The 18,753-nt window shown below is 71.1% G+C and carries 18 protein-coding genes; 14 read left to right on the forward strand and 4 right to left on the reverse strand.

The window, feature by feature from the left end:
- Window positions 1–99: 99 nt before the first annotated feature.
- The 9 genes from ftsZ to FZN60_RS23630 all read left to right on the forward strand — a co-directional run bounded on the left by ftsZ (window position 100) and on the right by FZN60_RS23630 (window position 11,210).
- Window positions 100–1,710, forward strand: a complete 1,611-nt coding sequence (ftsZ, locus tag FZN60_RS23590; RefSeq protein WP_158875972.1) for a cell division protein FtsZ — start codon at window positions 100–102, stop codon at window positions 1,708–1,710.
- Window positions 1,711–2,003: 293 nt separating this feature from the next.
- Window positions 2,004–2,960: a UDP-3-O-acyl-N-acetylglucosamine deacetylase gene (lpxC, locus tag FZN60_RS23595; protein WP_158875973.1), complete on the forward strand. Its 957-nt coding sequence runs from the start codon at window positions 2,004–2,006 to the stop codon at window positions 2,958–2,960.
- A gap of 197 nt (window positions 2,961–3,157) precedes the next feature.
- Window positions 3,158–4,036, forward strand: coding sequence for an outer membrane protein assembly factor BamD (locus FZN60_RS23600; RefSeq protein WP_158875974.1), 879 nt, complete (start codon window positions 3,158–3,160; stop codon window positions 4,034–4,036).
- A gap of 146 nt (window positions 4,037–4,182) precedes the next feature.
- Window positions 4,183–5,853 carry a DNA repair protein RecN gene (gene recN / locus FZN60_RS23605; protein ID WP_158875975.1) on the forward strand — a complete coding sequence of 557 codons (1,671 nt, stop codon included), beginning with the start codon at window positions 4,183–4,185 and terminating at the stop codon, window positions 5,851–5,853.
- 63 nt (window positions 5,854–5,916) lie between these two features.
- Window positions 5,917–8,361 carry an NAD-dependent DNA ligase LigA gene (gene ligA, locus FZN60_RS23610; protein ID WP_158875976.1) on the forward strand — a complete coding sequence of 815 codons (2,445 nt, stop codon included), beginning with the start codon at window positions 5,917–5,919 and terminating at the stop codon, window positions 8,359–8,361.
- An 85-nt stretch (window positions 8,362–8,446) separates the two neighbouring features.
- Window positions 8,447–9,178, forward strand: coding sequence for a YbjN domain-containing protein (locus FZN60_RS23615; RefSeq protein WP_158875977.1), 732 nt, complete (start codon window positions 8,447–8,449; stop codon window positions 9,176–9,178).
- Window positions 9,179–9,248: 70 nt separating this feature from the next.
- On the forward strand, window positions 9,249–10,151 hold the full coding sequence (locus FZN60_RS23620) for a 3'-5' exonuclease (protein WP_158875978.1): 903 nt from the start codon (window positions 9,249–9,251) through the stop codon (window positions 10,149–10,151).
- A 38-nt stretch (window positions 10,152–10,189) separates the two neighbouring features.
- Window positions 10,190–10,915 (forward strand): AzlC family ABC transporter permease, encoded by a 726-nt coding sequence (locus tag FZN60_RS23625; RefSeq protein ID WP_246727115.1) that lies wholly within the window; start codon window positions 10,190–10,192, stop codon window positions 10,913–10,915.
- On the forward strand, window positions 10,908–11,210 hold the full coding sequence (locus FZN60_RS23630) for an AzlD family protein (RefSeq protein ID WP_158875979.1): 303 nt from the start codon (window positions 10,908–10,910) through the stop codon (window positions 11,208–11,210). Before FZN60_RS23625 ends, FZN60_RS23630 begins: the two co-directional genes overlap by 8 nt.
- A gap of 70 nt (window positions 11,211–11,280) precedes the next feature.
- On the opposite strand, the gene FZN60_RS23635 is transcribed toward FZN60_RS23630, so the two are convergent.
- On the reverse strand, window positions 11,281–12,291 hold the full coding sequence (locus tag FZN60_RS23635) for a Tim44 domain-containing protein (RefSeq protein WP_158875980.1): 1,011 nt from the start codon (window positions 12,289–12,291) through the stop codon (window positions 11,281–11,283).
- A 164-nt stretch (window positions 12,292–12,455) separates the two neighbouring features.
- On the opposite strand from FZN60_RS23635, the gene FZN60_RS23640 reads away from it, so the two are divergent.
- Window positions 12,456–13,445, forward strand: a complete 990-nt coding sequence (locus FZN60_RS23640; RefSeq protein WP_158875981.1) for an asparaginase — start codon at window positions 12,456–12,458, stop codon at window positions 13,443–13,445.
- Here FZN60_RS23640 and FZN60_RS23645 read toward each other — a convergent pair.
- Window positions 13,436–14,140 carry a DapH/DapD/GlmU-related protein gene (locus FZN60_RS23645; RefSeq protein ID WP_158875982.1) on the reverse strand — a complete coding sequence of 235 codons (705 nt, stop codon included), beginning with the start codon at window positions 14,138–14,140 and terminating at the stop codon, window positions 13,436–13,438. The genes FZN60_RS23640 and FZN60_RS23645 overlap by 10 nt on opposite strands.
- Window positions 14,141–14,194: 54 nt before the next feature.
- Between FZN60_RS23645 and FZN60_RS23650 the strand changes: the two genes are divergently transcribed.
- The 3 genes from FZN60_RS23650 to FZN60_RS23660 all read left to right on the forward strand — a co-directional run bounded on the left by FZN60_RS23650 (window position 14,195) and on the right by FZN60_RS23660 (window position 15,928).
- Window positions 14,195–14,350: a hypothetical protein gene (locus FZN60_RS23650; RefSeq protein ID WP_158875983.1), complete on the forward strand. Its 156-nt coding sequence runs from the start codon at window positions 14,195–14,197 to the stop codon at window positions 14,348–14,350.
- A gap of 88 nt (window positions 14,351–14,438) precedes the next feature.
- Window positions 14,439–15,029, forward strand: a complete 591-nt coding sequence (locus tag FZN60_RS23655) for an SCO family protein (RefSeq protein WP_158875984.1) — start codon at window positions 14,439–14,441, stop codon at window positions 15,027–15,029.
- Window positions 15,030–15,046: 17 nt separating this feature from the next.
- On the forward strand, window positions 15,047–15,928 hold the full coding sequence (locus FZN60_RS23660) for a 50S ribosomal protein L11 methyltransferase (protein WP_158875985.1): 882 nt from the start codon (window positions 15,047–15,049) through the stop codon (window positions 15,926–15,928).
- Between the two features lie 6 nt (window positions 15,929–15,934).
- On the opposite strand, the gene FZN60_RS23665 is transcribed toward FZN60_RS23660, so the two are convergent.
- Complete coding sequence (locus FZN60_RS23665) at window positions 15,935–16,138, reverse strand: hypothetical protein (RefSeq protein WP_158875986.1); 204 nt, start codon at window positions 16,136–16,138, stop codon at window positions 15,935–15,937.
- Window positions 16,139–16,342: 204 nt separating this feature from the next.
- Between FZN60_RS23665 and FZN60_RS23670 the strand changes: the two genes are divergently transcribed.
- Window positions 16,343–18,172 (forward strand): aminopeptidase P family protein, encoded by a 1,830-nt coding sequence (locus tag FZN60_RS23670; RefSeq protein ID WP_158875987.1) that lies wholly within the window; start codon window positions 16,343–16,345, stop codon window positions 18,170–18,172.
- Between the two features lie 31 nt (window positions 18,173–18,203).
- Here the strand turns inward: FZN60_RS23670 and FZN60_RS23675 are convergent, their stop codons facing one another.
- A complete protein-coding gene (locus FZN60_RS23675; protein ID WP_246727116.1) occupies window positions 18,204–18,740 on the reverse strand; it encodes a BA14K family protein in 537 nt (178 codons plus the stop codon).
- Between the last annotated feature and the right edge of the window lie 13 nt (window positions 18,741–18,753).

The raw sequence follows: 18,753 nt of genomic DNA on the forward strand, positions 1-18,753 counted from the left end.
GATCCGAGGAGTTCCGGTGCGCGCCGCGCGCCTTTTCGACGAGACCAAAGGACAAGGCCGGCGCGGCGAGACGGCCCGAGACATGAAAAGGACAATGGCATGAGCATCTCCCTTCGCAGGCCGGACATCACCGAACTCAAGCCCCGGATCACCGTGTTCGGCGTCGGCGGCGGCGGCTGCAACGCCGTCAACAACATGATCAACGCCGGTCTCGAAGGCGTCGAGTTCGTGATCGCCAACACCGACGCGCAGGCGCTTCGCTCCTCGCGCGCCGAGCGCATCATCCAGATGGGCGTCGCCGTCACCGAGGGTCTCGGCGCCGGCTCGCAGCCCGAGGTCGGCCGCGCGGCCGCCGAGGAGTCGATCGACGAGATCTGCGATCACCTCCTCGGCTCGCACATGTGCTTCGTCACCGCCGGCATGGGCGGCGGCACCGGCACGGGCGCGGCCCCCGTCGTCGCCCGCGCGGCGCGCGAAAAGGGCATCCTGACCGTCGGCGTCGTGACGAAGCCCTTCCACTTCGAGGGTCAGCGTCGCCTGCGTATCGCCGAGCAGGGCATCGAGGAGCTGCAGAAGAACGTCGACACGCTGATCGTCATCCCGAACCAGAACCTGTTCCGGATCGCGAACGACAAGACGACCTTCGCAGACGCCTTCGGCATGGCCGACCAGGTGCTCTATTCGGGCGTCGCCTGCATCACCGACCTCATGGTCAAGGAAGGCCTGATCAACCTCGACTTCGCCGACGTCCGGTCGGTGATGCGCGAGATGGGCAAGGCCATGATGGGCACGGGCGAGGCGTCCGGCGAGGGCCGCGCCATGGCCGCCGCCGAGGCCGCCATCGCCAACCCGCTCCTCGACGAGACCTCGATGAAGGGCGCCAAGGGCCTCCTCATCTCGATCACCGGCGGGCGCGATCTCACCCTCTTCGAGGTTGACGAGGCGGCGACCCGCATCCGCGAGGAGGTCGACCAGGACGCCAACATCATCCTGGGCGCGACCTTCGACGAGAACCTCGAAGGCGTCATCCGCGTGTCGGTCGTCGCCACCGGCATCGACAAGATGTTCGGCGAAGTCTCGGCACCGGTCCACGCCCGCGTCGAGGCGCCGGTCCAGCAGCCGGTCCGCCACGCGCCGCAGCCGGCCCCCGCGCCGATGCAGCACGTCGCCCGCGAGGCCGTCGAGGCTCCGCGCATGACCATGCCGGCGACCCAGCCCGCTCCGGCCATGCGCCAGTCGCCTGCCGAGGCCGCCTTCGACATGCCGCAGATGGACGACGACTTCTCGGCCGCGCTCGAGGTCGAGATCGCCAGCGCCGACTTCGGCAAGGCGGCCGCGCCCGCCCGTCCGCAGGCCCGCATGCCGCGCGTCGAGGACTTCCCGCCGCAGGTCCAGGCCGAGATCGAGCGCCGCGGCGCCGCTCTCGACCCGGCGGCCAGCGAGGATCGCGGCCCGATGGGCCTCCTCAGCCGGTTGACCCGCGGCCTCTCGCGCCGCGAGGAAGAAGAGTCCCTGCTGGCCGCCGAAGCCGCCCGCACCGCACCCCGCGCGCCGGAGGCTCCCCGCGGCAAGGCGACGGGCGTCGACCCGAACCCCTACGCGCCGCGCCGGACCCAGGCCGACTCGGCCGCCCGTCCGGTCTCCGGCACCCGCGTCGGCGAGGACGATCAGCTCGAGATCCCGGCCTTCCTGCGCCGTCAGGCCAACTGACCTCCAGCCGTTGCAAAAATGACACGAAGGCCCGTCGCGAACCGCGGCGGGCCTTTTCGTTACGGGTTCTTAACCGTTGAAAAATTTAAGTAAAATGCGGCTGTGTCCCGGTAACAACGGGTAACACAGAGTGATTTGGCCTTTCGGCCACTCGCGCGTTAGATCGATCATGGTTGCTATGGGGTTTTCGAAGGCGTGGTCTTCCTGGGGAGGGGGCTGCAGGTCGTGTTCGGAAGTCCTTTCCGGCGGATGCGCGCTGTGACGCTGCGTCCGTGAGGGTTGGCGGGAAAGGAATGCCAAGCTTGAAGATCTATCAGCACACGCTGGCCGGCTGCGTCTCGTTCGACGGAATCGGCGTTCACAGCGGCGTCCCCGTGCGTCTCTCGATCCATCCCGCCGACGCCGATACCGGCATCGTCTTCCACGCCGTCGACGGCCAGGGGCGCGCCCACGAGATCCGCGCCGTGTCCGCCAACGTCGCGGCGACCGACCTGTCCACCGTCATCGGCGATCCCGCCGGCGTCCACGTCGCCACGATCGAGCACCTGATGGCCGCGCTCTACGCGCTCGGCGTCGACAACGCGATCGTCTCAATCGAGGGCCGCGAGATCCCGATCATGGACGGCTGCTCGGCGGCCTTCGTCGCCGGCATCGATTCCGTCGGCCTCGTGGAGCAGGGCACCAAGCGCCGCTACATCCGCGTCCTGAAGTCGGTGCGCGTCGATCACAACGGCGGCTCGGCCGAGTACGTGCCGCACCAGGGACACCGCTTCGAGATCGACATCGACTTCAAGGCCGAGGCCATCGGCCGCCAGCGCATCGAGTTCGACCTCGACGCCGACCTGTTCCGCCGCGAGCTGTCGCGCGCCCGCACCTTCGGCTTCATGAAGGACGTCGAGCGCCTCTGGGCCGCCGGCCTCGCGCTCGGCTCCTCGCTCGAGAACTCGGTCGTCGTCGGCGACGACGAGACCGTGATCAATCCGGGCGGCCTGCGCTACGAGAACGAGTTCGTCCGCCACAAGGCGCTCGACGCCGTGGGCGACCAGAGCCTGGCCGGGGCCCGCATCATCGGCTGCTATCGCTCCTATCGCGGCGGCCACCGCATCAACGCCATGGCGCTCGGCGAGCTCCTGAGCGACTCGCGCGCCTACGAGCTGATGGAGCTGCCGGCGCCGCGCCGCCGGGCCGGCCTTCGCCACGCGCCGCTCGCCGCGGCCGCGGCGCCGGCCTTCAGCCCGCAGACGCTCTGATCCGAAATCGAAGCATCGAGCCCGGCATTTCCTCGAAATGCCGGGCTTTTCGTTTGATCCTCCCGCGTCCGCCGCCGAGTCGGCACGTGCGGGTTAATCAGTCATAAAAAAGGCCAGTTGCCCCCGCTTGAAGCGGACAGGGGAGAGCGCGATAAAACCGCGCCGCGCCGGCAAGACAGGTTTTGGGGAACCGTCAGATGATTCACACCACCGCCAAGGGGCGGGCCGCCAAGCGCGCGGGGGCGCGCGCCGCGGTCGCCGTCGCCCTCTTCGCCTCGGTCGCGGGCCTGTCGGGCTGCATGTCGTCGGGGGACGACATCGACGCGCTGGCCCTCGCCGCCGAGACCGAGCCGGCCGACGTCCTCTACAATCAGGGCCTCGCCAACCTGGAGGGCGGGCGCCTGAGCGAGGCCTCGAAGAAGTTCGAGGCGATCGACCGGCAGCATCCCTACTCGGAATGGGCCCGCAAGGCGCTGGTGATGCGCGCCTTCACGAGCTACCGCGCCGGCGAGTACGAGGACGCCGAGAACTCGGCCAAGCGCTACCTGTCGCTCTATCCCGGCTCCGAGGACGCGGCCTACGCGCAGTACATCATCGGCCTGTCCTACTGGCGCCAGATCCCGGACGTGACGCGCGACCAGCGCGCCGCCTCGCGCGCCGCCGCCGCCATGCAGGAGGTGATCGACCGCTATCCCGAGTCGGAATATGCCGAGGACGCGCGCACCAAGATCCGCATGGCGCGCGACCAGCTGGCCGGCAAGGAGATGCAGGTCGGGCGCTACTACCTGGAGCGCCGCGAATACGTCGCCGCGATCAACCGCTTCAAGAACGTCGTCGACCAGTATTCCAACACCCGCCACGTCGAGGAGGCGCTCGCCCGCCTGACGGAGGCCTACTACGCCATGGGCCTGACCCAGGAGGCGCAGGCCTCGGCCTCGGTGCTCGGCCAGAACTTCCCCGATTCGCCCTGGTACCACGACTCCTATGCGCTGCTGCAGTCCAAGGGCCTCGCCCCGCGCGAGGCCGGACCCGGCTCCTGGTTCGCCTCCGCCTCGCGCGCCATCACCGGCGCCTGAGGCGCCGCGCCGAAGAGCTTTGATATGCGGGGTTCCGGGCGATCGGGACCCCGCTTCTTGTTCGCCCGGCCCGTCGATTCGACGAGCCCGGCGCCTTATCTGATGGCGGTTCCCTTTCTCGCTGCAGTCAGGCATTCCTCCGACCGATGCTGATCCACCTATCGATCCGCGACATCGTCCTCATCGAGCGGCTCGACCTGGCCCTCGAAGGCGGCCTGTCGGTGCTGACCGGCGAGACGGGCGCGGGCAAGTCGATCCTTCTCGACTCGCTGACGCTCGCCCTCGGCGGGCGCGGCGACGGCGACCTCGTGCGCCACGGCGCACGCCAAGGCGAGGTGACGGCCGTCTTCGACGTCGCCACCGACCATCCCGCCCGCGCGATCCTGGCCGAGAACGGCTTCGACGAGGACGGCGACATCGTGCTGCGCCGCATCCAGAGCGCGGACGGGCGCACCCGCGTCTTCATCAACGATCGCCCCTCCAGCGTGAACCTGATGCGCGCCGTCGGTGCCGGGCTGGTGGAGATCCACGGCCAGCACGACGACCGCGCGCTCGTCGACGCGGGCGCCCACCGGACGCTGCTCGACCAGTATGCCGGGCTGACCGGGCTCGCCGCTTCTGTCGCGAGCGCCCACGCCGCCTGGCGCGAGGCCGAAACCGAGCTGAAGCGCCACCGCGCCAAGGTCGAGGCCGCCGCGCGCGAGGCCGACTGGCTGCGCGCTTCCGTCGAGGAGCTGTCCGAGCTCGCGGCCGTCGAGGGCGAGGAGGACGAGCTCGCCGAGAAGCGCCAGGTGATGATGCGCTCGGAGAAGATCGCGACCGACGTCAACGACGCGCACGAGGAATTGGCCGGCAACGCGTCGCCGATCCCGGCGCTCGCGGGCCTCCTCAAGCGCCTCTCGCGCAAGAAGGACGAGCTGCCGGGCCTCCTGGACGAGCCGATCGAGCGCCTGGACGCGGCGCTCGACGCGCTGTCCGATGCGCAGATGGGCCTCCAGGCGGCGCTGCGCACGCTGGAGTTCGATCCGCGCGCGCTGGAGCAGACCGAGGAGCGGCTCTTCGCCCTGCGCGGAGCGGGCCGCAAGTTCGGCGTTCCCGTCGACAAGCTGCCGGAGCTCGCCGCCAAGATGATCGGCGACCTCGCCGAGCTCGATGCCGGCGCCGAGCGCCTCGGCCAGCTCGAGGCGGCCGTCGGCGAGCGGCAGGCCCTCTTCGACAGGCTGGCGGCGGATCTTTCGGAGCGCCGCCGCAACGCCGCCGAGCACCTGGAGGCCGCCGTCATGGCCGAGCTTCCCGACATGAAGCTCGAGCGCGCCGCCTTCATCGTCAACTTCGAGAGCGATCCGGACAGCCGCGCCGCGAGCGGCATCGACGAGGTCGAATTCCACGTCCGCACCAATCCCGGCACGCGCGCCGGGCCGATGATGAAGGTGGCCTCCGGCGGCGAGCTGTCGCGCTTCCTCCTGGCGCTGAAGGTCGCGCTCGCCGACAAGGGCTCGGCGCCGACCCTCGTCTTCGACGAGATCGACACCGGCGTCGGCGGCGCCGTGGCCGACGCGATCGGCCGCCGCCTCGCGCGCCTCGCCGCCCGCGTCCAGGTACTCTCGGTTACGCACGCGCCCCAGGTGGCGGCCCGCGCGACGACGCACCTCCTGATCTCCAAGGCGCAGGCGGATGTCGCCGACGAGCGCCTGTCGACGCGCGTCGTCACCATCGGCGAGGAGCTGCGACGCGAGGAGATCGCGCGCATGCTGGCCGGCGAGAGCGTCACCGACGAGGCCCGGGCCGCGGCCGCTCGCCTCATCCGCGCGGGCTGATGCTCAAGGACCGGTTAATCCAGGCGCGCTAGGTCGTCGATCTCACCAGACGGGGCAGGGGCCATGGACGGTTCGAAGGCGATCGAGGATCTGACCCTGGACGAGGCGGCGGCGGAGCTCGCCCGTCTCGCCGACGAGATGGCCGGGCACGACAAGCGCTACTACGAGGACGACGCGCCGACGGTTTCCGATGCCGAGTACGATGCGCTTCGCCAGCGCAACGCGGCGATCGAGGCGCGCTTTCCCGAGCTGGCCCGCAGCGATTCGCCCTCGGCCAAGGTTGGCGCCGCCCCGTCCGCGAAGTTCGCCAAGGTGCGGCACGCCGTGCCGATGCTCTCCCTCGACAACGCCTTCTCCGACGAGGACGTCGCGGACTGGGCGAAGCGCGTGCGGCGCATGCTGAAGCTCGGCGAGGCCGATCCGCTGGCGATCACCGCCGAGCCCAAGATCGACGGCTTGTCGCTCTCGCTGCGCTACGAGAAGGGGAGGCTCGTCACCGCCGCGACGCGCGGAGACGGCACCGTGGGCGAGGACGTGACGCGCAACGCGCTGACCCTCGACGACATTCCCGAGCGGCTGAAAGGCGAGGCGCCCGACATCTTCGAGGTGCGCGGCGAGGTCTACATGGCCCATGCCGATTTCGCGGCGCTCAACGAGCGGCAGGCGGCGGAGGGCAAGCCCGTCTTCGCCAATCCGCGCAACGCCGCCGCCGGCTCGCTGCGCCAGAAGGACCCGGAGATCACGGCCAAGCGCCCCTTGCGCTTCTTCGCCTATGCCTGGGGAGGAGCCAGCGACCTGCCGGGCGACACGCAGACGGAGGTCGTCGCGGCGATCGGCCGCTTCGGCTTTCCCGTCAACGACTGGATGGGCCGCTTCGACACGGTCGAAGGCCTGATCGAGCGCTACCACGCCATCGAGGATCGCCGTGCCAGCCTCGGCTACGACATCGACGGCGTCGTCTACAAGGTCGACGACCTCTCCTACCAGGCCGATCTCGGCTTCGTGTCGCGCTCGCCGCGCTGGGCCATCGCTCACAAGTTCTCGGCCGAGAAGGCGATGACGACCGTCGAGGCGATCGAGATCAATGTCGGGCGCACCGGCAAGCTCGCCCCGCTCGCCAAGCTGAAGCCGGTCACCGTCGGCGGCGTCGTGGTGTCGAACGTCACGCTCCACAACGAAGACTACATCGCCGGGCGCGACGCCGATGGAGGGCCGATCCGCGAGGGCTGCGACATCCGCATCGGCGACACCGTCGTCATCCAGCGCGCCGGCGACGTCATCCCGCAGGTGGTGGACGTCGTCCTCGACAAGCGCCCGGCGCAGGCCGAGCCCTACGCCTTCCCGCACAGCTGTCCCGTCTGCGGCTCGCTTGCCGTTCGCGACATCAATCCGCGCACCGGCCGCACCGATTCCATGCGCCGCTGCACGGCGGCGCTCACCTGTCCGGCGCAGGCGAAGGAAGGCTTGAAGCACTTCGTGTCGCGCAACGCCTTCGACATCGAGGGCCTCGGCGAGGTCATGGTCGAGGCGCTGTTCGACGGCGGCGTGATCCAGCAGCCGGCCGACATCTTCCGCCTGACCCTCGATACCCTGAAGCCCGTGGTCGAGGAGCGCCAGCTGGCGCTGCGCCTGGAGCGCGAGCGCAAGGAGGACGAGGACCTCGCCGCCCGCGGCGAGCCGCCCAAGGCGCGCGGCAAGCGCAAGGCCTACGACTACACCAAGGCGACGCAGAACGTCCTCGACGCGATCGAGGCGCGGCGCAAGATCGCCTTCGCCCGCCTCCTCTTCGCCCTCGGCATTCCCCAGGTCGGCGAGGTGGCAGCCAAGGATCTCGCCCGGCGCTTCCCCGACATGCCGGCGCTCCGCGAGGCCGTCTCGGGCGCGGCGGCCGAGGAGCAGCGCTCCTTCTGGAACGAGCTTCAGGGCGTCTCCTTCATCGGCGAAACGACAGTCTCGGCCTTGCGCGAAGGCGCCTTCGACCATGCCGGCGACGACGCTTGGGATCCGCTCGCCGACCCCGCGATCAAGCTCAACACCCGCCAGCGCGAGGCTCTCGCGGAGGCCTATTCCGAGCCCGGCGCGCTCGGCCGCCGCCTGCGCGAGGCGGCCCGGCATCCGGGCGGGGCGGCCTTCGATTCGATCGCCAAGGAGGCCGGCATCGGCCCCGCGGCGACGCAGTCGCTGATCGACTTCTTCGCCGAGGAGAAGAACAACGCCGCCGTCGACGCGCTTCTGGCGGAGGTCGGGACCGAGAAGGCCGAGGCGCCGGCGGGCGACGGGCCGCTCTCGGACCAGACCGTCGTCTTCACCGGCTCGCTGGAGCGCATGACGCGGGACGAGGCGAAGGCCATGGCCGAGGCGCTGGGCGCCAAGGTCGCGGGCTCGGTGTCGCGCTCGACGAACCTCGTGGTCGCCGGCCCCGGCGCGGGCTCCAAGCTCGACAAGGCCAAGCAGTACGGCGTCGAGGTCATCGACGAGGCGACCTGGCTGGAGCGCGCCGGCGCCTGAACCGGGATGGTTGCGGCGCTTCGATGACTCGCGCCGCCGCCTCTGCTAGATCCGGCGCGACGGCAACCTCGGATGGACCACGACGATGCTCCTCAAGGCGCTTGCAGGAACAGCGATTCTCGGCGTCGCGCTGGCGATGTCGGGAGCGGCTCGGGCGGACGACGATCTGATCGACGCGACCAACCCAGAGAAGCTCGCGGAGATCATCCGCGGCTTCGGGTCCGCCCGCATGGACAAGGCCGCCGACGAGACCCCGGCGATCCGCGGCCGGATCGAGGGCAACGCCTTCTCGGTCTATTTCTACGGCTGCAACGACCAGCACGAGGCCTGCCAGTCTATCAACCTGACGGCGTCCTGGGACATGGCCGGCGCGACGACCCTCGATCAGGTCAATGCCTGGAACGCCGACAAGCGCTTCGGCCGCGCCTATGTCGACGACGAGGGCAACGCCATCGTGGAGACCGACATCAACCTGGCGGGCTCGGTCACCTACGAGAACATGGAAGGCGACATCGACTGGTGGCGGATCATCATGGCCGACTTCAAGGCCAACGTGATCGACGTCGGCAACGCTTCGCAGGAGGAGGGCGAGGGCGAGGCGTCGCCGGTTCCGGAGACGCCGGCAGCGACCACGCCGGCTCCCGCCGCCGAGGCGGCGCCCGCGCAGCCGAGCGAGCCGGCTCCGGCCGCGACGCCGGCCACGCCAGCTGCGCCCGCCGAGCCATCGGAGCCCACGTCCGCCGCGACGCCGGCGGAAGGCGCCGCGCCGCAGCGATCGCCGTTCTCGATCCCGCGCAAGCCGAACCCGGGCAACTGAGGTGCGGATTCCCTTCCGCCCCGCCATCGGCTAAGGCTCGGTCCTGGCACGGAAAACGGGAACGGAACGGATGCGGACGGTCGCGATCGACTTCGAGACGGCGAACGCCCGGCCCGACAGCGCCTGCGCGGTCGGCTTCGCCTGGATCGAGGGCGACCGCATCGTGCGACGCGAGCACCACCTGATCCGCCCGCGCGAGATGCGCTTCGACGCCGGCAACATCCGGGTCCACGGCATCCATCCCGAGCATGTCGAGGACGCGCCGGAGTTCGACGCGGTCATGGCCGACTTCGTGGCCGCGATGGGCGACGCGCTCCTCGTCGCGCACAACGCGTCCTTCGACATGCGCGTCCTCGAAGCGAGCGCGCGGGCCTATCGCATGGCGCTGCCGCGGCATGCGAGCCTCTGCACCGTCGCGCTCGGCCGCCGGCTGTGGCCGGACGCGACCAACCACAAGCTCTCGACGCTGGCGCACCGCTGCGGCGTCAGCTTCCGCCACCACCATGCGGGCGAGGACGCCTTCGCCTGCGCGACGATCGCGCTGACGGGCATGGCGGAGGAGGGCGCGTCGAGCGTCCGCGACCTCGCCGCGCGAACCGGGCTCGCCCGTGCCCGCACCGGCGTCGTTGCGCTGCGCGCCGGGGGCATCGCCGAGCGGGCTCTCGGCGGTCTTCGGCCCGAGCTGCGGCCGGCGTCCGCGCGGCCCGTCGCTGCGGCCACCCCGAAGCCCGCCGCACCCGGCGAGCGACGCCGCTTCACGGTGTCGGGCAGCGCCGGCACGGCCTACGACGTGGTGCTCACGCGCGAGCCCACCGGCTGGCGGTCGCGCTGCACCTGCATGAGCGCCCGTTTCCGCCCCGTCTGCAAGCACGCCGCCGCGCTCATGGCCGGCGACTTCCGCGCGGTCGTCGCCGAGAACAGACCCGAGGGGGCTGCGGAAATCCGGGTGTTCCCGCTCGCCGAGATCGGCTAGAGGCAAAGCCTTCCATCCGTTCTGCGCGGGACGCGCCCTTGCCGAAAATCGATCCGCTTGAAGCGCGCGCCGCCCTGCGCGACGTCGTGCCCGTCATCCTCGCGATCATGCCCTTCGGCGCCGTCTACGGCACCGTGGCGATCGATTCGGGGCTCACCATGGCGCAGACGCTGGGCCTGTCCGGCATCGTCTATGCCGGCGCCTCGCAGCTCGTCGCACTGCAGATGATCGGCCTGTCGGCTCCCGTCTGGTCGATCGTCCTCGTGGTCTTCGCGCTCAACTTCCGACACGTCCTGTATTCCGCGTCGGTCGGGCGCCATCTCAGCCGGTTCACGGCGACGCAGAAGGCGGCCGCCTTCTTCCTGCTCGCCGATCCGACCTTCGGCGCGGCGGAGGCGCGGGCGAACGGGGGTGTCCTCACGCGCAGCTACTACTTCGTCTACGGCCTGCTGCTCTACGTCTTCTGGCTGGTGGCGACGCTGGCCGGCGCCGTGTTCGGCTCGGCGCTCGGCGACACGCGGGCATTGGCACTCGACTTCATCCTGCCGGCCTATTTCCTGACCTTCCTGATGAGCTTCCGCGCGCGGCCGCAATTCTGGCCGGTGGTGCTATGGAGCCTCGCCACCTCCGGGCTCGTCTACGTGACGGTCGGCTCGCCCTGGCACGTCACGATCGGCGCCTTCGGGGGCATCCTCTACGCCGCGCTCCGGGCGCCGGACGCGCCGTCCGAGGCCGGGATCGCGGGGGAGGGCGAGCGTGTCTGACCTCGACCTCTGGCTGATCATCCTCGGCGGCGGGCTCCTGACCTACCTGACCCGCATCGGCGGCCACCTCCTAATCGCGCGGATCGGCGCCTTGCCGCCGCGGCTGGAGGCGGCGCTGAACGCCGTCCCAGCGGCTGTCATCACCACGATCGTCGCGCCGGTGGTCGTGTCCGGCACCTGGGCCGAGCGCCTGTCGATCCTTGCCTGCGGCCTTCTGTGCCTCTGGCTGCCGGGAATCGTCGTCGTGCTTCTGGGCACCGCCTTCGTGGCGGTGGCGCGCAGCCAGGGCTTCTGACCCACGAAAAAAACCGTCCGCCCCGGTCGGGACGGACGGCGTATCAGATCACGTCGAGGCGTGTCGGCGATCAGGCGTCCTGGATGGCCGACAGCTTCCAGTCGCCGCCGCGCTCGCGCAGGAAGGTCCAGATCTCGACGGTTTCGGTCGGGCTCTCCGTGCCCTCGACGATCGCGCCGGTCTGGCGGTCGCGAAGCACGTCCACCGAACTGTAGCGCATGGCCACCGTCGCGTAGTCGGTCGTGCCCTCGCGCCAAGCCTCGGCGAGGTCGCCCTGCAGGAGACGCACGTCCGAGACCTCGTTGCGCACGCCGCGCGTGGCGTTCACCGAAAGCTCCTCGGCGAGGTGCGACATGACCTCGGGCGTCGCCAGCCGGCGCAGCGCGTCGTAGTCCTCGCGGGTGAAGGCGGCCTGGACGGCGTGGAGGTTCTGCTCGAAGGCGTCGTAGTCGGCAGGGGTGATGCCGACCGCGTCGCTCGGCGCGCGGCGCGCCTTCGGCATGGCGGCACCGGCCCCGCCACCGATCGGCCCCGTGCGCGCCGGCTGGGGCGCCGGCTCGGCCTGCCGGTTCATGCGCATGCCGCCGAGGCCCGCGCCCGCACCGGCGCCCGCATGGGCATAGGCCGGCGCGCCGCGCTGCGGCCCCTGCGCCGCGCCGGAGCGGCTGCGGAAGAAGCGCAGCAGCAGCCAGACGGCGAGCGCGATGAGGAGACCCTGGAACAGGAGCGCCAGCATGCCACCGAGACCGCCGAAGCCCTGGCCGAGCAGCAGGCCGAAGAGGCCGCCCAGCATCAGGCCGCCGATGAGGCCGCGACCGTTGAAGAGGCCGCCGCGCTGACCGGCCTGCGCGGCCGCGCCGGTGGCGCCCGGGCGAGCGGCCGTGGTCGGCTGCGTCACGGAACGGTTGATGGGCGCGGCGTCGGTCGGGGCCGTGCGCGTCACCGGCGGCGCATCGAAGGTGCGGCCGCCGCGGCTGCCGAATCCACCGCCGCGGCGCGCGTCGGCGTAATCGACGGCAGCGAGGCTGAAGACCAGGGTCAGGCTGGCGAGGGTCGCGGCGAGGCGCGAGCGGGTTTTCATAAGGGTGTCTCTCTCCCGGATGCGTCGCATCGCATATGGGGTTTGCCACCGCCGGATGCGAGAAAATTCGCAGGCGACCGAAGCTTCAGCGTTAACAACTTTGCGAGGCGGCCCATCCGCCGCTATTGCCGGGCCGGTCGCAACATCGCGGATGGGGGAGCGGAATGGCGAAGTCGAGAGTGCGGATCATCGTTCTGGGAGGCACGATCACCATGGCGCCGAGCGCGCCGGGGGCCGGCATCACGCCGAATCTGACGGGCGAGGATCTCGTGGCCGCGGTGCCCGAACTCGCCGAGATCGCCGGGATCGAGGTCGAGACGCCCTTCCTGAAGCCGGGCTCGACGCTCTCCTACGCCGATCTCGCTCGCGTGTCGGGCATGGCGAACGCTGCGCTGAAGGAGGGGGCGGCAGGCGTCGTCGTGGTGCAGGGCACCGACACGATCGACGAGACGAGCTTCCTCTTCGACCTCGCCGGCGATCACCCGCGGCCCATCGTCGTCACCGGCGCGATGCGCGGCGCCAAGGCGCCGGGGGCCGACGGCAATGCGAGCCTGCTCGCCGCCGTCACCGCGGCGGCCTCGCCGCGCACGGAAGGGCTCGGCGCGCTCGTCGTCCTCAACGACGAGATCCATGCCGCGCGCCTCGTCGAGAAGGGCCACACGGCGCTCGCCTCCGCCTTCGTTTCGCCCGGCTTCGGGCCGCTCGGGCACGTGGTCGAGGGCGAGGCGCGCATCGTGCTGCGGCCGGCGGCGCCCGGCTGGCGCGCCGGTCCGCTGCCGGCCGAGATGCCGCGCGTGCCGATCCTGAAGCCAGGGATCGGCGAGGACGGAGCGGCGGTGGAGGCGCTTGTCGCGCTCGGCGCCGGCGGCCTGGTGGTCGAGGGCATGGGCGCGGGCCACGTTCCCGCGGCCTTTGCCGAGGCTCTGGGCGAGGCGGCGAAGAGGATTCCCGTGGTGCTGGCGACGCGCGTCGCTGCGGGGCGGGTGTTCCGCCGCACCTACGGGGCGCCCGGCTCGGAGATCGACCTCCTCGGCCGCGGCCTCGTGCCGGCGGGGCTCCTGTCGCCGCACAAGGCGCGCCTTCTCCTGTCGGTTCTCGTCGCGCAGGGTGCCAACGGCGCGACGATCCGAGCGGCGTTCGACGCCTACGACTGAGGCGCCCGCGCTTCCCAGCGGTCGAGGAAGTCGTCGATGGCGAGCGCCTGCATGTCGGGCACCGCCTCGAACAGGACCTCCGGCGGCCAGTTCCACCAGGCGAGCCGCTCGATGCGGGCGGCGGTCTCCTCGGAAAAGCGCCGGCGCAACGGCCGCGCCGGCACGCCCGCGACGACCGTGTAGGGCGCGACGTCCTTGGTCACCACAGCGTTGGCGCCGATCACCGCGCCGTTGCCGACGCTGACGCCCGGCATCACCACGGCGCCGTGCCCGATCCAGACGTCGTGACCGATCGTGACGCGCGCGGCCATGCGCGCTTCGCGCCAGCCGGCATCGACGCCGAGGAAGCGGAAGAACTCGTTCGGCCGGTAGGTGATCTTATGGGTCGTCAGCCGCTCGACGGGGTGGGCGAGGGCGTTGAGGCGCACGTTGGAGGCGATCGAGCAGAAGCGGCCGACGTCGCAATAGGTCGCCTCGCCGCCGCGCTCGAAATACGAATAATCGCCGACCGTGACGGAGCGCAGCACCACGCGCGGTCCGACGTCGCAGTGGCGGCCGAGCCGCGTCTCCTTGCACTCGGCGGACGGGTGGATGCGGGGCTCCGAGGGGCGGTAGCGAAGGTGCTCCGGCGCGTCGTCCGCGCTGCGGCGGGGCTTCGCCGCGCTCGTCGCCTCGTCGTGATCGTTCCCTGCCATGCCGCTCGCCTTCGGGCCTTTCGCTCGCTCGTCGCCCTTCCTATAAAGGCTGCCATGATCCGCGCGGCAATCTTTCGTCCGGCCCTGCTCGGTCTCGCCGCCGGCGCGCTCCTCGCGCTCGGCGCCGGGGCGGCGACGGCCGGCTGGATGCACTACGGCGAGTCGATCCTGGTGTCGCTGGCGAGCGGCGCCTGGGCGACCTGCTTCTGACGCGCCCCCTCTCGCACGACCGGCCCTCTCCGATGACCCGACACCGCCCGCTCGACCGACCGAACCCGCTCGCCTGCGGGGCCAGGCGATGAGCGGCGCGCGGCTCTTCCGCATCGGCCTCTGGGTCGTGGTCGCGCTGTTCGCGGGCGCGGCCGCGGCGCTCTGGCTGCTGCGCCCGGCGGACGACGGCGCGTCCGTGTCGCGCTTCGGCTCGCCGTTCCAGCTCGTCGACCAGAACGGCGCGACGGTCACGGAAGCCTCGCTGCGCGGCAAGCCATCCGCCGTGTTCTTCGGCTTCACCCACTGCCCCGACGTCTGCCCGACGACGCTCTACGAGCTCAACGCCTACCAGAAGGCCGTGCGCGGCAAGGGCGGCGACTTCCGCATCGTTCTGGTCACCGTCGATCCCGAGCGCGACACGCCGGAGGTGCTGAAATCCTACGTCGCGCCCGTCGCTCCGGACGCCACGGCGCTGACCGGCGATCCGGCCGCCGTAGCCTCGATGCTCAAGGGCTGGGGCATCTACGCGGCCAAGGTCGGCGAGGGGCCGGACTACGCCATGGACCATACCGCGACAACCCTTCTCCTCGACGCCGAGGGCGCGCTTGCCGGAACCATCGCCTACGGCGAGAACCCGGAAACGGCGCAGGCCAAGCTCAACAAGCTGACCGGCGTCTGAGCGGGCGGAGACAAAGCATGGTTCAGGTTCGATACGGCTTCTCGGGCTCGCGCGCCCTGGCGGAGCGGGTCTTCGCGGCTCTTGAGGCGGTCTACGAGGAGGAAGGCGCGCCGATCGCCATCGTCGAGATCGACGAGCCTGCCGCGATCTTCGAGGTCTCGGCCTATCTGGAAACGGCGGAGGGCGAGGATCGGCGAGAGGCGTTCGCGAGGGCTGCGAGCGAGGCCGGCGGCGAGCCGGTGGAGGTCTGGCGCGAGGACCTGCCGACGGACGTCGACTGGATGGCGCAGGTGCTGGCGGACCTCAAGCCCGTGCGCGCCGGGCGCTTCCTGGTCCATGGCAGCCACGACCGCGACAAGGTGCTGGCCAACGACCTCGCCATCGAGATCGATGCCGGCCAGGCCTTCGGCACCGGCCATCACGGGACGACGGCGGGCTGTTTGGAGATGATCGAGCGGGTGGTGCGGCGGCGGCGCGTGCATCGGGCGCTCGACCTCGGCACCGGCAGCGCGGTGCTCGCCATCGGCCTCGCCAAGCTCGCCCGCATTCCCGTTCTCGCGACCGACATCGATCCCGTCGCCGTGCGCGTCGCGCAGGAGAACGCCGCGCGCAACGGCGTCGGCGGGCTGGTCTACACGGCCGTTGCGGCCGGCTTCGGCGCGCCGGCGATCCGCCAGGCCGCACCCTTCGATCTCGTGGTCGCCAATATCCTGGCGCGCCCGCTGCAGGCGCTGGCACCCCAGTTCGCGCGCCACATCGTTTCCGGCGGCGAGGCGATCCTGTCAGGAATCCTGGTCGGCCAGCGCCGCCCCGTCATCGCCAGCTTCGTCGATGCCGGCTTCGCGCACCGGCAGACCATCACCCGCGGAGACTGGGTCACCATTCGTCTGTCGCGCTGACGCGCCTTACGGACGGGCCGGCGCGTCGACCTCGAACAAGGACTCGCGGCGCACGCGGGTCTGGGCGAAGGGATCGCGCTCCAGCGAGGGGAACCTGCGCGCGAGATAATCGCGAGCTTCGCGCTCGCGCACGGTCATCACGCGCGTCATGGCGCTGCGAAGGACGCTGTGGCTGCGGATGGGCACGGTGGCCATCGCGATGTCGGTCATTGTGGCTGCTCCGGGCAAACGAAGTTACCCTCCCTGCCAGCCAATATGGTTGATCGATCCGCCTTGTACCAATGCGGGACACGCATGGAACCGTCCCGTATGTTGCAATGCAATATCGCCCCTCGCTTCATCAAGCGTTCATCTTTCAGGGCAGGGTCGTCGGCTCTATGGTGCCCGCCGCGAACAGCCAGGAGTGAAGCGACGATGTTCCAGACCTTCGACGTGACGGCTAACTACGCCGAGAGCGCAGCTCGCGTCGCCCGGTTGCGCGCCGGGTTCGCTTCTGCCAGCATCGATGGCTTCATCGTGCCGCGCGCCGACGAGCACCAGGGCGAGTACATCGCCGACAGCGCCGCGCGTCTCGGCTGGCTGACGGGCTTCACCGGCTCGGCCGGGACGGCGCTGGTGCTGAGCGACGCCGCCTTCATCTTCGTCGACGGCCGCTACACGCTTCAGGTGCGCGATCAGGTCGACACCGCCGTCTTCGAGCCGGTCGGCTCGGTCGAGACGCCGCTCCCGGCCTTCCTGCGCGAGCGCCGCGCGCCGCTCGCGATCGGCTTCGATCCCTGGCTGCACACGGTGGGCGAGGTCCGCGCGCTGTCCGAAGCGCTGGAAGCGGCTGGCGGCCGGCTGGTTCCGCTCGCGAGCAATCCCGTCGACGCGATCTGGACGGACCGGCCGGCGGCGCCCCTCGGGCCGGTGCGACTGCATCCGATCCGCCTCGCGGGCGAGGAGGCCGCGGCCAAGCTCGAGCGGCTTCGCACCGCGCTAGGCGGGGATCGGATCGACCTCACGGTGCTGACCGACCCGTCCTCGATCGCCTGGACCTTCAACATCCGCGGCTCGGACGTCGCCCACACGCCGCTGCCGCTCGGCTTCGCGATCCTGCCCGCCGAGGGGCGGCCGAGCCTCTTCATCGACGCCGCCAAGCTCTCCGACGAGGTGGCCGCGGTCCTGCACGAGCTCGCCGAGATCCGGCCGCCCGCCGACCTTCTGCCGGCACTCGCCGAGCTTTCGCAGGGCCGCCGCGTCGGGCTCGATTCGGCGCTGGCGGCCGAGCGGCTGCGGATGACGGTCGAGGCCGCGGGCGGCACGGTCGTTGCCTTCGCCGATCCGGCCCGCCTGCCGCGAGCGCGCAAGAACGCCGCCGAGATCGCCGGCTCGCGGGCCGCGCACCGGCGCGACGGCGCGGCCGTCACGGCCTTTCTCCACTGGCTGTCGATCCAAGCGCCCGGGTCTTTCACGGAGATCGACGCGGCCGAGAGGCTGGAGCGCTTCCGCGTGGAGACGGGCGAGGCGGCCCAGATGCCGCTCAAGGACGTGAGCTTCGACACCATCGCCGGGGCCGGACCGAACGGCGCGATCATCCATTACCGCGTCAACCGGACCACCAACCGGACGGTCGCGGCTGGCGAACTGTTTCTCGTGGATTCCGGCGGGCAGTACGAGGACGGCACCACCGACATCACCCGGACCGTGGCGGTGGGCGAGCCGACGGCCGAGATGCGCCAGCGCTTCACGCTCGTTCTCAAGGGCATGATCGCGATCACGCGGCTGCGCTTTCCCAAGGGCACGCGCGGCATCGACATCGACGCCTTCGCACGGGTTGCGCTGTGGCAGGCGGGCTGCGACTACGCCCACGGAACGGGGCACGGCGTCGGCGCCTATCTCGCGGTTCACGAGGGGCCGCAGTCGATTTCGCGCCGGGGGATGGCGGTTCTGGAAGCCGGCATGATCTGCTCGAACGAGCCCGGCTACTACCGGCAGGGCGCCTACGGCATCCGGATCGAGAACCTCGTTCTCGTGGAGGAGGCCGCGCCGGTTCCCGGCGGCGACCTTCCGATGCACGCCTTCGAGACGCTGACGCTCGCGCCGATCGACCGCGCCCTCATGGACCTCTCGCTGATGGCGCCGGAGGACATCGCCTGGCTCGACGCCTATCACGCGCGAGTGCGCGACGAGATCGGTCCGCTTCTCGCGCCCGATGCGGCGGCGTGGCTGGCGGAGACGACGAAGCCGCTCGGCGGGAGCTGAGCGGCTTCGGCGAGGCCCGGCGTCAGGCGGCTCAGCGGCAGAACTGCCGCGGGCCGTGATAGGGCTGGAACGTGCCCGAGCGCGGATCGAAGGAGCGGTATCGGGCCGAGCAGTAGTCGTACCACTCGCGCGACCAGGGGCGCAGGACGTTCGAGGAGTAGTAGCGCGGCGCGGCCCGGTAGACCGGGGCCGGCCGGTGGACTCGGCGCTCGTAATAGCGCGGTGCGCGCTCGTAGTAGCGGGGGGCCGGCTCGTAGTAGCGCGGCTGGCTCGCGATGGCCGCCCCGATGCCGAGGCCGACGATGCCGCCCACGATCGCCGCCGCCGCCGCGTCGCCGCGGTCGCGATGATGGTAGCGCGGGCGATCCCAGTCGCGCCAGCGGCCGCGATCCCCGCGCCAGTGGCCGCGATCGCCGCGCCAATGCCGAGGGCCGCCGACGAAGAAGTCCTGAGCCTGGGCTTGGGACGCGCCGACCAGCGGCGTGCCGGCGGGCACGGCAACCGGCGCCATGGACAGCGCCAGCGCGACGGCGAGGCTCTTGGCGCCGAATGCCTTCAAGATGCGCATGAGGGGTCCTCCC

The sequence above is a fragment of the Antarcticirhabdus aurantiaca genome (genome assembly GCF_009765365.1).
In the GTDB taxonomy this organism is placed as follows: domain Bacteria; phylum Pseudomonadota; class Alphaproteobacteria; order Rhizobiales; family Rhizobiaceae; genus Antarcticirhabdus; species Antarcticirhabdus aurantiaca.

Excerpts from the sequence above, each read along its gene's own strand:
- FZN60_RS23620 (WP_158875978.1), top strand. The coding sequence starts at position 9,249 with ATGCGGACGGTCGCGATCGACTTCGAGACGGCGAACGCCCGGCCCGAC.
- FZN60_RS23615 (WP_158875977.1), top strand. The coding sequence starts at position 8,447 with ATGCTCCTCAAGGCGCTTGCAGGAACAGCGATTCTCGGCGTCGCGCTG.
- ftsZ (WP_158875972.1), top strand. The coding sequence starts at position 100 with ATGAGCATCTCCCTTCGCAGGCCGGACATCACCGAACTCAAGCCCCGG.
- ligA (WP_158875976.1), top strand. The coding sequence starts at position 5,917 with ATGGACGGTTCGAAGGCGATCGAGGATCTGACCCTGGACGAGGCGGCG.
- FZN60_RS23665 (WP_158875986.1), bottom strand. The coding sequence starts at position 16,138 with ATGACCGACATCGCGATGGCCACCGTGCCCATCCGCAGCCACAGCGTC.
- recN (WP_158875975.1), top strand. The coding sequence starts at position 4,183 with ATGCTGATCCACCTATCGATCCGCGACATCGTCCTCATCGAGCGGCTC.
- FZN60_RS23640 (WP_158875981.1), top strand. The coding sequence starts at position 12,456 with ATGGCGAAGTCGAGAGTGCGGATCATCGTTCTGGGAGGCACGATCACC.
- FZN60_RS23660 (WP_158875985.1), top strand. The coding sequence starts at position 15,047 with ATGGTTCAGGTTCGATACGGCTTCTCGGGCTCGCGCGCCCTGGCGGAG.
- FZN60_RS23650 (WP_158875983.1), top strand. The coding sequence starts at position 14,195 with ATGATCCGCGCGGCAATCTTTCGTCCGGCCCTGCTCGGTCTCGCCGCC.
- FZN60_RS23635 (WP_158875980.1), bottom strand. The coding sequence starts at position 12,291 with ATGAAAACCCGCTCGCGCCTCGCCGCGACCCTCGCCAGCCTGACCCTG.
- FZN60_RS23675 (WP_246727116.1), bottom strand. The coding sequence starts at position 18,740 with ATGCGCATCTTGAAGGCATTCGGCGCCAAGAGCCTCGCCGTCGCGCTG.
- FZN60_RS23645 (WP_158875982.1), bottom strand. The coding sequence starts at position 14,140 with ATGGCAGGGAACGATCACGACGAGGCGACGAGCGCGGCGAAGCCCCGC.
- FZN60_RS23600 (WP_158875974.1), top strand. The coding sequence starts at position 3,158 with ATGATTCACACCACCGCCAAGGGGCGGGCCGCCAAGCGCGCGGGGGCG.
- FZN60_RS23655 (WP_158875984.1), top strand. The coding sequence starts at position 14,439 with ATGAGCGGCGCGCGGCTCTTCCGCATCGGCCTCTGGGTCGTGGTCGCG.
- FZN60_RS23670 (WP_158875987.1), top strand. The coding sequence starts at position 16,343 with ATGTTCCAGACCTTCGACGTGACGGCTAACTACGCCGAGAGCGCAGCT.
- lpxC (WP_158875973.1), top strand. The coding sequence starts at position 2,004 with ATGCCAAGCTTGAAGATCTATCAGCACACGCTGGCCGGCTGCGTCTCG.